Annotated in this window: 13 protein-coding genes and 2 pseudogenes; 8 read left to right on the forward strand and 7 right to left on the reverse strand. The window is 68.7% G+C overall.

Annotated features, from left to right (window positions below):
* Nucleotides 1-212: 212 nt before the first annotated feature.
* From KHP12_RS18835 to KHP12_RS18845, 3 genes are all read left to right on the forward strand, one after another.
* Entirely contained in the window at nt 213-1,223 is a 1,011-nt protein-coding gene (locus KHP12_RS18835; protein WP_086885597.1) for a chitinase, read from the forward strand.
* Nucleotides 1,224-1,359: 136 nt separating this feature from the next.
* Nucleotides 1,360-2,736 (forward strand): ABC transporter substrate-binding protein, encoded by a 1,377-nt coding sequence (locus tag KHP12_RS18840; protein ID WP_210609882.1) that lies wholly within the window; start codon nt 1,360-1,362, stop codon nt 2,734-2,736.
* Nucleotides 2,737-2,749: 13 nt separating this feature from the next.
* Nucleotides 2,750-3,667, forward strand: coding sequence for a carbohydrate ABC transporter permease (locus KHP12_RS18845; RefSeq protein WP_086885274.1), 918 nt, complete (start codon nt 2,750-2,752; stop codon nt 3,665-3,667).
* Between the two features lie 87 nt (nt 3,668-3,754).
* Here the strand turns inward: KHP12_RS18845 and KHP12_RS52430 are convergent, their stop codons facing one another.
* On the reverse strand, nt 3,755-3,883 hold the full coding sequence (locus KHP12_RS52430; protein WP_276522316.1) for a hypothetical protein: 129 nt from the start codon (nt 3,881-3,883) through the stop codon (nt 3,755-3,757).
* 123 nt (nt 3,884-4,006) lie between these two features.
* Between KHP12_RS52430 and KHP12_RS18850 the strand changes: the two genes are divergently transcribed.
* A complete protein-coding gene (locus KHP12_RS18850) occupies nt 4,007-5,476 on the forward strand; it encodes an AAA family ATPase (RefSeq protein ID WP_308016835.1) in 1,470 nt (489 codons plus the stop codon).
* 584 nt (nt 5,477-6,060) lie between these two features.
* Here the strand turns inward: KHP12_RS18850 and KHP12_RS51120 are convergent.
* Nucleotides 6,061-6,234, reverse strand: a pseudogene (locus tag KHP12_RS51120) (IS5/IS1182 family transposase); the annotation flags it as partial.
* Between the two features lie 330 nt (nt 6,235-6,564).
* Here KHP12_RS51120 and KHP12_RS18855 point away from each other — a divergent pair.
* Together KHP12_RS18855 and KHP12_RS18860 are read left to right on the forward strand one after the other, a co-directional pair.
* The gene (locus KHP12_RS18855) at nt 6,565-7,266 is read left to right on the forward strand and encodes a hypothetical protein (RefSeq protein ID WP_143678406.1); all 702 of its coding nucleotides are present in this window, start codon (nt 6,565-6,567) and stop codon (nt 7,264-7,266) included.
* Nucleotides 7,267-7,773: 507 nt separating this feature from the next.
* Nucleotides 7,774-8,079 (forward strand): annotated as a pseudogene (locus tag KHP12_RS18860) (carbohydrate ABC transporter permease); the annotation flags it as partial.
* A 14-nt stretch (nt 8,080-8,093) separates the two neighbouring features.
* Here the strand turns inward: KHP12_RS18860 and KHP12_RS18865 are convergent.
* From KHP12_RS18865 to KHP12_RS18880, 4 genes are all read right to left on the reverse strand, one after another.
* Nucleotides 8,094-9,161, reverse strand: coding sequence for a CU044_5270 family protein (locus tag KHP12_RS18865; protein ID WP_210609880.1), 1,068 nt, complete (start codon nt 9,159-9,161; stop codon nt 8,094-8,096).
* Nucleotides 9,158-9,802 carry an RNA polymerase sigma factor gene (locus KHP12_RS18870; RefSeq protein WP_086885804.1) on the reverse strand — a complete coding sequence of 215 codons (645 nt, stop codon included), beginning with the start codon at nt 9,800-9,802 and terminating at the stop codon, nt 9,158-9,160. Before KHP12_RS18870 ends, KHP12_RS18865 begins: the two co-directional genes overlap by 4 nt.
* On the reverse strand, nt 9,799-10,089 hold the full coding sequence (locus KHP12_RS18875; protein WP_086885803.1) for a hypothetical protein: 291 nt from the start codon (nt 10,087-10,089) through the stop codon (nt 9,799-9,801). Before KHP12_RS18875 ends, KHP12_RS18870 begins: the two co-directional genes overlap by 4 nt.
* An 86-nt stretch (nt 10,090-10,175) precedes the next feature.
* A complete protein-coding gene (locus KHP12_RS18880; protein ID WP_211833197.1) occupies nt 10,176-10,994 on the reverse strand; it encodes a TetR/AcrR family transcriptional regulator in 819 nt (272 codons plus the stop codon).
* A 102-nt stretch (nt 10,995-11,096) separates the two neighbouring features.
* On the opposite strand from KHP12_RS18880, the gene KHP12_RS18885 reads away from it, so the two are divergent.
* Entirely contained in the window at nt 11,097-11,993 is an 897-nt protein-coding gene (locus KHP12_RS18885) for an NmrA/HSCARG family protein (RefSeq protein ID WP_244203391.1), read from the forward strand.
* 105 nt (nt 11,994-12,098) lie between these two features.
* The gene (pip, locus tag KHP12_RS18890; protein ID WP_086885801.1) at nt 12,099-13,115 is read left to right on the forward strand and encodes a prolyl aminopeptidase; all 1,017 of its coding nucleotides are present in this window, start codon (nt 12,099-12,101) and stop codon (nt 13,113-13,115) included.
* Here pip and KHP12_RS18895 read toward each other — a convergent pair.
* On the reverse strand, nt 13,094-14,020 hold the full coding sequence (locus tag KHP12_RS18895; protein ID WP_211833198.1) for a LysR family transcriptional regulator: 927 nt from the start codon (nt 14,018-14,020) through the stop codon (nt 13,094-13,096). The two genes, pip and KHP12_RS18895, sit on opposite strands and share 22 nt — an antisense overlap.
* Nucleotides 14,021-14,072: the final 52 nt, after the last annotated feature.

Genomic DNA, 14,072 nt, shown 5'->3' on the forward strand with positions numbered 1-14,072 from the left:
GCGGCTTCGTACGCCTGCCGCAACCGCTCGGCGTACAAGCGCACACCGGGCGACAGGGCTCCGCCGCAGACCCCCGGGGGCCAGGGGCGGAGTCCCTGGTCATGGGAAATAGGAAAGTTTCCTATCCGACATCTTGTCGCGGCCATGCCGCCTCGCTAGGTTCAGCCTCGCTCGACTTCCTCCCACCCCCCACCCAGGAGGCTCCATCAGCCATGCCTCTTTCCAAGCCGACGCACCGCAGACTCGCCCTCGCCGCCGCCATCGGCCTGCTCGGCGCGGGCGTCACCACGGCGGCCACCGCCCAGGCGGCGCCGGGGTCGGCGCACACCGCCGCCGCGCCCAGCGGGCTCAACGGCCCCTACCTCTACCTGGGTTGGGGCTCCCCGCCCAAGGCCACGGACGTCATGTCGGCCACCGGCACCCAGCAGTTCACGATGGCCTTCATGCTGTCCGACGGCGGCTGCACCCCCAAGTGGGACGGCTCCCGCGCGCTCACCGGCGGCAACGACCAGTCGACGATCAACTCCATCCGCTCGGCGGGCGGCGATGTCACCGTCTCCTTCGGCGGCTGGAGCGGTAACAAGCTGGGCGAGAAGTGCTCCTCCGCGTCCGCGCTCGCCGGGGCGTACCAGAAGGTCATCGACGCGTACAAGCTCAAGTCGATCGACATCGACATCGAGTCGACCGAGTTCGAGAACGCCACGGTCCGCCAGCGCGTGATCGACGCGCTCAAGACGGTCAAGCAGAAGAACAGCGGCATCAAGGTGTACGTCACCTTCGGCACCACCACGTCCGGTCCCGACGCAGGCGGGAAGGACCTGGTCAAGCGCGGCGCCACCGCCGGGCTCGACGTGGACGGCTGGACGGTCATGCCGTTCGACTTCGGCCAGGGCTCGATCGACATGGCCGCGGCCACCAAGTCCGCGGTGGACGGTCTGAAGAACACGGTGGCGAGCGCGTACGGCCTCTCCTCCGACGCCGCCTACCGCAAGGTCGGCTTCTCCTCGATGAACGGCAAGACCGACGTCGCGGGCGAGACGATATCCCTGAACAACTTCAAGGACATGGTCTCCTACGCCAAGAGCCACCACCTGGCCCGCGTCAGCTTCTGGTCGCTCAACCGCGACCGCAAGTGCGGCTCCGGCACGGACGGGGACGCGTGCAGCGGTATCAACCAGGGCACGTACGACTTCACCAAGGCGCTCGCGGGCTACAACGGCTGACACCGAGCCGAGCCCCATCCGCCCGCCGGGCGGCGTTCGATCACGTGACCATCCAGGTCACGGGGATTGACCTTCCGTTGAAGCCGACCTTACGGTCAGCCCGCAGCCCACAGAGGCCAGCAAGGAGGTCGTGCCCGTGCGCCCCACCGCCCCACTGATCCTCGCCGCCACCCTCGCCGCCACCGCCGGACTCACATCCTGCGGTGGCGGTTCGGGCAGCGACCCGGACACCGTCAAGGTCGCCTACAACCGCTCCACCGACAACAAGATCCGCTTCAAGGACCACCATCTCGCCGAGGTCAAGAAGCAGTTCGAGAAGGCCAACCCCGGCAAGAAGGTCAAGCTGATCCCGATCCAGGCGCAGGACAACGACTACGCCACCAAGGTCCAGCAGATGATGCGGTCCCCGAAGACCGCCCCGGACCTGGTCTACGAGGACACCTTCCGGATCAACTCCGACATCAAGGCGGGCTATCTGCGCCCCCTCGACGCGTATCTGGCCAAGTGGAAGACCTGGGACCAGTTCGTCGACACCGCGAAGACCGCCGCCAAGGCCGAGGACGGCAAGACGTACGGCGTCCCGGACGGCACCGACACCCGCGGCCTGTGGTTCAACAAAGAGATCTTCGCGAAGGCCGGGCTGCCCGCCGACTGGTCCCCGAAGAACTGGAACGAGATCCTCGAGGCGGCGCGCACGATCAAGAAGAAGGTCCCCGGCGTCACCCCGCTCAACGTCTACACCGGCAAGGCCCCGGGCGAGACCTCCGTGATGCAGGGCTTCGAGATGCTGCTGTACGGCACGGGCGAGGCGGGCGGGAACCCGCTCTACGACCCCGGCGCCAAGAAGTGGGTCACCGGCGGCAAGGGGTTCACCGACGCCCTCGACTTCCTCAAGACCGTCTACTCCGAGAAGCTGGGCCCGGACATCTCCGACGCCCTCGACCCCAACGTGGGCACCACCGTCTACAGCGAATGGCTGCCCCAGGGCAAGCTGGCCATCGCCCTCGACGGCTCCTGGCTCGGCCAGAACTGGCTGAAGACCGGCGGCAAGCCCTGGCCCGAGTGGTCCAAGACCCTCGGCCAGGCCCCGATGCCCACGCAGCACGGCCAGGCACCCGGCAAGGTCAGCATGTCCGGCGGCTGGACGTGGGCGATCACCGCGAAGTCCAAGAACCCCGATCTGGCCTGGAAGTTCATCCAGCAGCTCCAGACCAAGGACAACGCGGTCACCTGGGACATCGTCGACGCGCAGATCGCCGTCCGCAAGGACGTCGCACAGGACCCGAAGTACACCTCGTCCATGCCCGGGATCACCTTCTTCACGGGCCTGGTGAAGAACACCCACTACCGGCCCACCACCCCCGTCTATCCGCAGGTCTCCACGGCGATCGGCGAGGCGATGGAGGCGGCGACCACGGGTGACTCCTCACCGGAGAAGGCCGCGAAGTCCTACGACGACCAGCTGAAGTCCATCGCCGACGGCGCCACGGTGGCGGCGGGCGGCCAGGGCTGAGGGCCGCCCCCCGATGGCAACCGCGACCAAGGTGGCGGCGGCCCCGACGGAGACCCCGGCCCGGCCGGGCCCCCGTCGCGGCCGCCCCCTGCGCTGGCTCCCGCTCGCCCCCGCCACCGTCATGCTGCTGCTCTTCCTCGGTGGCCCGATCGCCTACTGCGTCTATATCGCCTTCACGAACATGCAGCTCACGGGCGCGTCCTCCACGGACTTCGTGGGCCTGGACAACTTCCAGCGCGCCTTCGGGGACGACGACTTCCGTAACGCGGTCGTCCTCACCCTCGTCTTCACCCTGCTCTCCTCCCTCGTCGGCCAGAACACCCTCGGCCTGGCCCTGGCCGCCCTGATGCAGCGTGCCTCCCGGCCGGTGCGCACGCTGACCGGCTCGGTCGTCATCGCGGCCTGGGTCGTCCCCGAGATCGTGGCGGGCTTCCTGCTCTACGCGTTCTTCCGCCGCGAGGGCACGCTCAACGCGCTGCTGGACTGGCTGGGCCTGCCGTCCCAGAACTGGCTCTACACCCTGCCCATCCTCGCCGTCTCCTTCGCCAACGTCTGGCGCGGCACGGCCTTCTCGATGCTCGTCTACTCCGCCGCGCTGTCGGAGATCCCCAAGGAGATCACCGAGGCCGCGGAGGTCGACGGCGCCGGCGGCCTCGGCCGCTTCTGGCACATCACCCTGCCGATGATCCGCCGCTCCATCGGCACCAATCTGATGTTGAACACCCTCCAGACGCTGTCGGTGTTCGGCCTCATCTGGGCCATGACCCGAGGCGGCCCGGGAAACCGCAGCCAGACCCTCCCGGTCTTCATGTACGACCAGGCGTTCAACAAGTCCCTCATCGGCTACGGCACGGCGGTGGCGCTGCTGTTGCTGCTGGTGGGGGCGCTGTTCTCGGTGGTGTATCTGCGGCTGATGAAGGAAGAGGTCTGACCCCGCCGCCGCACCGCCGTACCGCAGGGCGCTCCGGGTCACGGTCCGGGCCGCGGCCCGGGACGGGCTCGGGGCGCCCGCCCGTGGTCAGCGGGTGTGACCGTCGCCGGAGCCCGGGCTCGGCTTCGTGGCGGGCAGGACCGTCCGGATCACCTCGTAGTTCGAGGCATGGACGACGGCTATCTGCTGTCCCATCATCGGGCAGCCGCCGGACATGGCCGCGTCCCCATGGCTTATGTCACAGCCGACCGAACACGCGGCCAGCCGTCGGAACCAGCGAAGGTCTCTTGTATAGGTGCAGCTATAATAGCCATACCTATTCATCACTGGAGGCCCGGCGTGAAGAAGCCACCCGAAATGTTCGACCGGAACTTCGAGTGGTCCGAGCTCGTCCGGTTCGCGACCTACGCCGGCCCGGAGGCGACGCTGGGCGTCGTATCCGGGCGCCGCCGTCAGGGCAAGACCTTCCTCCTGGACGCGGTCACCCGGGCCACGGGTGGCTTCATGTTCACCGCCACCGAGACCACTGAGGCCGATGCCCTCCGCCAGTTCGGTGCCGCCCTGGCCGCCCATGTCGCCGAGCCCACGCTCTTCAGGTTCTCCCACTGGGACGAGGCCATCACTCGGCTGATGTCCATCGCGACCTCCGGCCCGACCACCGTGGTGATCGATGAGTTCCCCTTCCTCGCCAAGGCATCACCCTCCCTGCCGCCCATCATCCAGCGGGCCCTGGACCCCGGCGCCCAGCGCACCAACACCCCTGTGCGCCTTCTGCTGTGCGGATCCGCGCTGTCCTTCATGGGCAAGCTGCTGGCCGGCAACGCGCCCTTGCGAGGGCGTGCGGGGCTCGACCTCATCGTCCCCACCCTGGACTTCCGCCTCGCCGCCCAGTTCTGGGACATCGCCGACCTGCCCACCGCCGTACTGACCAACGCGATCGTCGGCGGAACCCCCGCTTACCGGCGCGAGTTCACGCAAGGCGACACCCCCGCGGGCCCGGAAGACTTCGACGACTGGGTCATCCGCGCCGTCCTCAATCCTGGGCGACCGCTCTTCCGCGAAGCCCGCTACCTCCTGGCCGAAGAGCCCGAGCTTCGCGATACGGCCCTCTATCACTCGGTCCTGGCCGCCATCGCCCAAGGCAACGCATCACGCGGCGGCATCGCCGACTACCTCGGCCGCAAGTCCACCGACCTCGCCCACCCGCTCGGAGTCCTCGAAGACGTCGGCATGATCACACATGAAACCGACGCGTTCCGGAAAAACCGCTCCGCGTATCGGATCGCCGAACCGCTGGTCACCTTCTACCACGCCGTCATGCGCCCGATGTGGGGAGATCTGGAACGCCCCGGCCGCGCCGCCGATGTGTGGAGCCGTGCCCAGCCCACTTTCCGCAGCAAGGTCGTCGGACCGCATTTCGAAAGTATCTGCCGTACGTGGGCCCGATGGCATGCGGACCCCGCCACCTACGGTGGCCACCCCTCCCGTGTCGCGAGCGGCACGGTATCCGACCCCGGCGCCAAGACCAGTCACGAAGTCGACGTCGCCGTCTTCGGCCGCGACACCGACGAACGCGAGACCCTGCTGGCCATCGGTGAAGCCAAATGGAACGACATCATGGGCCTGGGAGACCTGGGGCGCCTGGAGCACCTCCGCAGCCTGCTGGCAGCCCGCAGCGGTGCCCGGGAGCAGGAGATTCGCCTTCTGTGCTTCAGCGGCGCCGGCTTCACCCAAGAGCTACGGGACATGGCGAGCCGGGACGAGACCATTCAACTCGTCGACGTGGCACGGCTTTACCACGGGAGCTGATGGCCCCGGCCTCCCTGCGGGCAGACTCTGCCGCCCGTTGGTGTCCCCGGGGACCAGGTCCTCCCGCGAGGAGGCGAACGCGACGAAGCGGCCGTTGGCGCTGAGCACCCCCGGGACGCGCGGTCGTCTCCTACGACGCCGTCTGCCGTGGCGTTCACCAGCTCGGTACGCGGCCGGTGCGCCGCCGGTTCCTCCGGCCCGGCCGCGGTGGCCGCCGGCACCACCGCGACACCACACATACAGGCGGTCGCCAGCACAGCGAACCGTCTCAAGGATCGCACCGTTTCCCCCCAGATCACGAAGCGGTCGGTACGGACCGGAATCAGGGAATAGCGGGCAGGCGGAGACGTCAACGGCACGGCCCCTCATCCAAGATGACGCCGCCCAACCCACGGATTCAGGCCACGCGATTCAGTCCGGGAAGGTGGGCGTCCCGCACCTTCATCGGGGCGCTGATCAAGAGACCTGCTCACCGACAGAGCAAATCTTGGCGTGGGTGGTGTTGCCGCGACGCTTCCGCCCCTTCAGTCAACGGCCCCGGAAGGGCACGTGGGACGTGGCGGCGGGAGCACCGTTTTCAGCCGCACATCGGCGAGCGCGTCGATGGGGTCGTGAGTCCTCGCGGCGGCCAGGGGTGAGTCGGGACCGGGTAAGGCCGGAGACGCCCGCAAGAGCCGTCCGAGCAGGTCAGTGAGGGCCTGGACCTGCATACCGTGGTGCTTGTGTTTCCCGGAACAGTATGGGCCCGGCAGCGCCACCGCGTGACGGTAGGGGAAATCTTGGTCGTGAACCCGTCCGCCAGAGCCTCTGCCCCTCCGGACGGGGCTTGAAGAATCGGCTCATCGAAACTCAGGGAAACCTCAATTTATTCGAGACTTGTTGACACAGTGTGAGGAACTCGTGCATTGTCTGTGAAGCGTGCCCCGCGGGGACAGGAGGCGGGCGCGCCAGTTTTGGAACCCGGGGGGGGCATCGGAGTGTGTCATTATGTCACACCGCCCCTCTTTCCTGCTCAAACTTGACGCAAGTATGAGGTCAGCGAAAGGGAGAATTTCGGCATGATGCACTCTATACGCAGACGTGGTTTCGTGACTTCCGCAGGCTTGACTCTGGCGGGATTAGCATTTTCGTTGTTTCCTGGAACGGCTCAGGCAGACGACGCCACCACTGCTGAACAAATCCTGAACTACACAGCCTATCTGAAAACCGCTTCCCTCGAGGATGACCAGGCTCGAGAAACACTGGACCAGTTCCAGAACCTTTCAGGCACCGAGAAGGCCCGTTTCGTCACCCTGATCAACGATCCAGATTTTGTGAGTAAGTTCTTATATGCAACCACCAGCGAACCGGCTGCTTCCGGGGAGCGGGTTGAGCTTGCAGGGGGTGATGTTGTGATCGAGTACGAGAACAGCGGCGGCGCGAGTGACGGGTTGCCCCCGAACGATGACTCGGCAGCCCAGGCCTCCCGAGTCAGAGACATGTGGGCGTCATACGCCGTCAACGACAAGATCCTGGGCATCAAGGTCTCCCAGGTGAAGGTGAGGACAAACTACCAGGTCAAGGGCAAAGATACGAGGAAAGTGTACCCAGGTAGCGCGACGCATTTCCTCTACGTGCCGGGGTGCTCATTCTCTCATAGCCCCGTCAAGGAATGGATCTCATCGCCGCCTGCCGACAACGCCCAGTCCGAAACTGTTTGGACGGCCGACTGCTGGGGCAGCTCATGGGACAAGCGAGAGCGCGTGTGGGGCGACTATCGCGGCTTCGTAGGTGGCTATCTCAAGGAGTAATAGAGGTGTTGAGTGGGGCACTCTCGGGCCCTGCCTCATGCTTCTAAGTTTCACCGACCATGGCCCTGAATCTGGCTATTAGCACATAATAGTCGCATAGGGGCTTATCAGTGACCAACGGCGAGGATCAAAGGTAGAATGGGAGTTCCCCGACCTGCTGGTCGCTTTCATCACGCCAAGGAGGCGTCATGTTCGAAGGAATAGGGATCGGGCCACTGATCCCCATCATCCTCGTATTCCTCGCTGCTTGTGTGACCGGAGGCGTGGTTTGGGCAAAGATCCGTTCTCGTTCGACAAGCGATGACTAAAAGCCCCGGTGGTCGCTACAACGGTTCCGGCATGAGGGGCAGCATGTAGCCCAGATAGCGTGGCCCGCCTTAGATGCCTCTAAGGCGGGCCACACCATGTATTGTGCGTTCCTGCTCAGTGGCGGACGCGAGCGATCTTCCCGTGCCGACCGGCTCGTCCTTGCGGTCCGGCGGCGCCAAGTGAGGCCCGAGCCGGTCGGCCGCGGAGGTCGACGGCGCCGGCGGCCTCGGCCGCTTCTGGCACATCACCCTGCCGATGATCCGCCGCTCCATCGGCACCAATCTGATGTTGAACACCCTCCAGACGCTGTCGGTGTTCGGCCTCATCTGGGCCATGACCCGAGGCGGCCCGGGAAACCGCAGCCAGACCCTCCCGGTCTTCATGTACGACCAGGCGTTCAACAAGTCCCTCATCGGCTACGGCACGGCGGTGGCCCTGCTGTTGCTGCTGGTGGGGGCGCTGTTCTCGGTGGTGTATCTGCGGCTGATGCGCGAGGAGGTCTGAGGCGGACGGGCGGGTCAGCCGGCCTGGGAAGGCGTCTGCTTGTTGTCGTCGACAACCGCGCGCTGTGTGATCGCACTGGTGAAGACGACAGTGCCGGGCTTGAGCAGACCGTCCGTGTCGGGCTTGACCTGGACGGTGCGCTCACCGAGGAATTCCATGGTCTTCTTGTCGAAGATCCACTCCTCGCGCTGGCCATCCGCCTCGTTCAGCCGTGCCACCGCGACGCCGTGACGGCCCGTGGCGTCAACCGCGTCGTCCACCGCGACCACTCCGGGGATCTTGGCGGCGGCCTTGTAGAGGGCGGGGGCGAGCCGCGCGGGCGGGTAGCTCTCGGTCAGCAGATCGCCAATGGCGACGAAAGCCGCCTGGTCGCGGGGAACCTCCTTGTCCGCGTTCTCACGAACGTCCTGGTAGATCTTCTTCAACAGGGCGTCGGGGTCGGTGGGCAGCTTGGCCAGGGTGTTGTACGCCGCGCTGATCGGGTGCGGACCGGCCAGGGTCATGCCCTTGTCGCCGGTCTGGCCCGGCTCGATCAGCCAGCCGTCCTTCCCGTCGGGGGACTGCCAGACCTGACGGGAGTGCAGCTTCTCGCTCACCACCGTGGTCTTGTCGTCCACGGTCTTGGGGTAGGTGCTGGCCACCTTCGAGGCGATGTAGATGAACTCCCCGTCGCGCACCGTGGGCCCGGAGGCGTCGGCAGAGGCCAACGAGATGCGGTGGAGCAGCTCGGGGGCGCCCTTGGCATCGGCGGTGCCGATCTGAGTGGTCAGCGCGGGACCGGTGGCCAGGGGGGTCTTGCCGCCACCATCGCCCCCCGCGAGGGCGAAGCCGCCCACGACCGCACCGGCCACCGCGCAGGCCGCGGCGGGCAGCAGGATCGTCCGGCGCAGGAACGGGTTGCGCTGCCGCGCGGGGGCGGGCGGGGCGCCGGGGGTGGTGCGGAGGTCGTCGTGGATCTGGGCCATCAGATGCTCCTTGTGGTACTGGTGGCGGCCCGCCGGCAGACCCCGCTCTTCGGTGGCCAGGAGCTCTCGGGTCTCCGGCCACTCAGCCGGGTGCGGCTGGGAGGGGCTGGCGTTCATCGGATTCCTTCCTCTACGGACCGGATCGCGTGGGTGCGATCGCCCTTTACCTGCCGGGGGAGCGAAGTGAGTTCCCGTTTTCTGCGGCCCAGTTCCGCGTCGGCGAGTTTGCGCAGCTTGGCGCGGGCGCGGGACAGCCTGGAGCGGACGGTTCCGATGGGGACGCCGAGGGTGCGGGCGACGTCGGCGTACTCCATGCCCTCCCAGAGGCAGAGGACGAGGACCTCACGTTCGGCGCGCTTCAGCGATCCGAGGGCGGTCAGCGTGGCGTTGATCCGGCGCCGGTCGTCCACCCGCCCGGCCGTCTCCTCGGCATGGTCGGGAATCCGCATCGACGCGGCCCCCGCCTCGGCCGCAGCGGCGGCCGCGGCCCGATAGCGCCGATTACTGCGGCAGTGGGTACGGGCCACGTTGGTGGCGATGCCCAGGAGCCAGGGCCGAAGGGATCCCCCTTCGGCATCAACCGTTTCACGGCGCCGCCACGCCTCCAGATACGTCGCCGACATGACGTCCTCGGCCACCGACCAGTCAGCGGTCAGCCGGAAGGCGTGGTTGTAGACGGTCCGCGCGTAGGCGTCGAACAGCTCCGCGAAGGCGCCTGGATCCCCGGCCCGTACCCGGGTTCGCATATCTGTGGTCACGTGTGCTGGCTGGCCGGGCCAGGGGGTCGAGTTCCGGTGATGTGGGTCACAACGCGTGGGGCGCGCGGGCGCCCGGCCTCCGGGACGGAGGCCCCGGCCGGGCCGACGGTGGCGGCCGGGCCCACAGTGGCGGCGGGGCCCTCCGTCCGCACGCCGAGGCCGGACCCGGGCGCCAGGAGCGCGGCCCCCGCCAGCACGGCCGCGACCAGCAGGGCGCACACCGCCGCCGCGGCGATCGTCGACGGTCCGGGGCCCGGCATCCGGCTCATGTCCCTGTCAGTGGTCACACCCTCAACTGCTCGCGGGCCCGGCCACGTTCCCATGACGTAGGTCACCCAGCCGCCTCCGCGTCCGTTCGGTCACGGGCAGAAGGTCAGCCACTGGTGCGCGTGCGCCGCCGGTGGGCCTTCTGTCTGCATGCCGCCCCGCAGAACCGCGCGGGGCGGCCCGCGCGGCTGGTGCGGTCGCCGGGCAGCGGGTCACCGCACATCTCGCACCGACCGATTTCGTCACGCGGACCAGCGGCCCCGCCGTCACCCTCCCCCATTCCGTTACGGAATTTCGTTACGGCTTGCTCCGCTCGCAATCCGTCGCACATCACCGCCGTCAGCACCCCGGCGCCGGGGCCGCGTCCCTGCTCCATGGCCGCGCACCCCGCCACCAGCGCCTGCACGTCCGCCGCTTCGACATCCGCCCTGACCGCTCCGGCCTCCTGGGAACGCCGGAGCAGCACACTCAGCACATCACCGAACTCGTGCCTGGCACCGGCCGCCGCATCGGGGATGCGACCGGGGGCCTCCCGGGCGAAGGCTTCGCACAGCGCACGGTTGAGCGACGCCTCCCTGACCACGCGCTCCAGGAAACCGAAGAACGCCGCCCCTGGATCCACGGCCGCGGCCAACGCCCGCCCCTCGGCGACGACCCCCTCCACGCTGTCGGCGATCACCGCTTCGAAGAGGTCCTCCTTGGAGGGGAAGTGGCGGTACACCGTCCCGGCGCCCACCCCGGCCCGCTCGGCGATGGCGCCGAGCGGCGCCATGCCGCCCTCCGCCGCAAACGAGGCCCTGGCCGCGGCCAGCACCCGCGCCCTGTTCCGCCGCGCGTCGGCCCGCGAGGGCAGCCCTTCCGGAGGCGGCCCGCCCGGGGGCGGCCCTTCACCCTCTGCCGCGCCGTGCGCCGCTTCCCTCGCCATCTCCGTCCACATCCCCCTGATTGACAAGCGGGTCAGTCGTTCCGGTACGTTAACCGGGTTACTCGTTCCGATTCTACTCGGGAGCCTTCCACCATGACCCCCATGACGTCGAAACGCATCATCCTGGTGACCGGCGCGACCGGTCAGCAGGGCGGCGCCACCGCGAGGCGACTGCTCGCGGACGGCTGGCACGTACGCGCGCTCACCCGGGACACCACCAGCCCCGCGGCAGTCGCCCTCGCCTCCTCAGGCGCCGAAGTGGCCGCGGGCGACCTGGACGACCGCGCCTCGCTCGACGCGGCGGCCCGCGGAGCCCACGGTGTGTTCAGCGTCCAACCCACCCCCGGCATGCCGGGCCTGCCCGCGGAATACGGACCGGACGACGAGGTACGGTGGGGCAGGAACCTGGCGGACGCGGCGCTGGCCGCCGGGGCTCAACTCCTCGTCTACGCGTCCGCGTTCGGCGCCGACGGTGACAGCGGGCTGTCGACGCTGGAGAGCAAGCGGCGCATCGAGGAGCACATCGGCGCGATCGGCACGCCCGCAACCGTTCTGCGCCCCACGTCCTTCATGGAGAACCTGCTCCACCCCGTATGGGGTCTGCGGGGTGGCGCCCTGGCCACGCCGTACAACCCGGACACCCGCCAGCAGTTCATCGCACTGGCCGACATCGCGGTCTTCGCCGCCCTCGCCTTCGACGACCCCCACCGCTTCCGCTCCCGCGCCTTCGACTTGGCGGGCGACACCCTCACCCCGCCGGAGACCGCCGCCGCCATCAGCCGTGCCACGGGCCAGGAGGTCCCGTACGTCCACATCCCCCTCGACGCCGTACGCGCCCAGAGCGAGGAGGCGGCCCGCGGCATCCAGTCCCTCAACGACGGCATCTACCCCCTGGTCGACATCGAGCCCCTACGCGCTCTCCACCCCGGCCTGCTCACCTTCGGGGACTGGCTGACCCACCACGGCGCGGCCCGCTTCAAGGCCCTGCTGAACACGTAGTGGGCCGACAGGGCCACACGAGCTGTGGACTAAACAGGAGACGCCATCCCAGCCGTCGAACTAGCCTCGCGAGGTCGTTCTTCACGCCTTCAGGAGGAGACCGCCATGGCCGCCGAGCCGTTTCCGCCCGCCGAGCCGTTCCCGCCCGTCGAACCGTACGCGCACGGCCTCCTCGACGTCGGTGACGGAAACCGGATCTACTGGGAGACCAGCGGGAACCCCCGGGGGAAGGCGGCCCTGTGCGTGCACGGCGGCCCCGGCAGCGGCGGGCGCCGCGGCGCTCGCGGGATGTTCGATCCCGAGGTCTTCCGGATCGTCCTGTTCGATCAGCGTGGCTGCGGTGAGAGCCTGCCGCACGCCTCCGACCCGTCCGTCAGCCTCGATCACAACACCACCGACCATCTCATCGCCGACATGGAGCGACTGCGCGCGCACTTGGAGATCGAGCGCTGGCTCCTCTACGGCGGCTCCTGGGGCTCGACGCTGATCCTCGCCTACGCCGAGCGCCACCCCGAGCGGGTCTCCGAGATCGTCCTCTCGGGCGTCACCATGACCCGGCCGGAGGAGACCGACTGGCTCTACGGCGGTGTAGGACGCCTGTTGCCCGGCGCCTGGGAGACGTTCCGCGACGCGGTGCCGGAGGCGGAGGTGGAGGCGGAGGCGGTGCGGGGCGGCGATCTCGTCGCGGCGTACAACCGGCTGGTGAACAGTCCGGACGAGGCGGTCAGGGTCAAGGCGGCGCGGGCCTGGTGCGCCTGGGAGGACGCCGTCATCGCCCATGAGGTACTCGGCAGTCCTGGCTACTACAGCGACAAGACGGACGACGCGCTGATGGCCTTCGTCCGGATCTGCGCCCACTACTTCGCCCATGACGCATGGCTCGAGGACGGACAACTCCTCCGTGACGCGCACCGGCTGGCCGGCATCCCGGCTGTCCTGATCCACGGGCGACTCGACCTGGGCAGTCCGCTGAAGACCGCGTGGGAGCTGTCCAAGGCCTGGCCGGACGCCGAGCTGAAGGTGATCGACGACTCGGGGCACACGGGCAGTCCCACGCTGCGGGGCGCGGTCCTGGAGGCGATCGCCCGTTTCGGGGCGGGTCACACCGGGTCGCGCACCTGAGTGAGGGCACCCCGGAGCGGTGCGGGATGTCGTTCGGCGAGCAGGTCCAGGAACGCCTCGGTGGCCGCGCTGGGGCGCCGGGTCGCGGCGGTGGCGACGGTGAGCTGCCAGCGCAGTTCGTGGTCCGCGACGCCCACCGTGTCGAGGCCGGTCCGGTCGGGGACCAGGAAATCGCCGAGAAAGCCGATGCCCAGCCCCGCCCGGATGAAGTCGACGGCGGTGCCGACGTCCGCGACCTCGACGGATACCTCCCTCTCCACCCCCGCGGCGGCGAATGCCCGGTCGACCACGGTGCGGTTGCCGAAGCCCGGCGGGGAGTCGATGAACGGGAACTCGGCCAGTCGCGCCAGTGGCACCCGGCCCGCCCCGGCCAGCGGATGTGAGTCGGCCACGTACACGACCATGGGTGCGGAGGCCAGCAGCCGGGTGGTGAGATCGGCCGGTGACGGTCCGGGCAGGGAGAGGAAGGCGACGTCGAGCCGACCGTCGCGCAGCTGCTCCGCCAGCCCCGCCGATCCCGCCATGGCCGCTCGCAGCCGCACCGTGACACCGGGATGCCGGGTGCGCAGCGCGGCCAGGAGCCCGGGCAGATCGACGAGGTCGATCGAGGTCTGGGTGCCGACCGTGACGGTGCCGTGCAAGGCGCCCTGTGTCCGGTGAACGGCGTCCTTGGCGGCGCGCGCGGCGTCGAGGGTCTCTCGCGCCCGGGGAAGGAAGGCACGTCCGGCCGCCGTCAGGGTGACTTCCTGGGGGCTCCGGGTGAACAGGGCCGATCCCAGCTCCCGTTCCAGCGCCCTGACCGTCGCCGACACGCCTGACTGGACGACGTGCAGCGTCTTCGCCGCGCGGGTGAAGCTCCCGGTGTCGGCGACGGCGAGGAAGTACTCGAGATGGCGCAGTTCCACGCCGCCCATTATCACCAATCGTGCTGGGGTCCAGCAGTAGACATCGTTGGAC

The organism is Streptomyces asiaticus, assembly GCF_018138715.1.
Taxonomy (GTDB): domain Bacteria; phylum Actinomycetota; class Actinomycetes; order Streptomycetales; family Streptomycetaceae; genus Streptomyces; species Streptomyces asiaticus.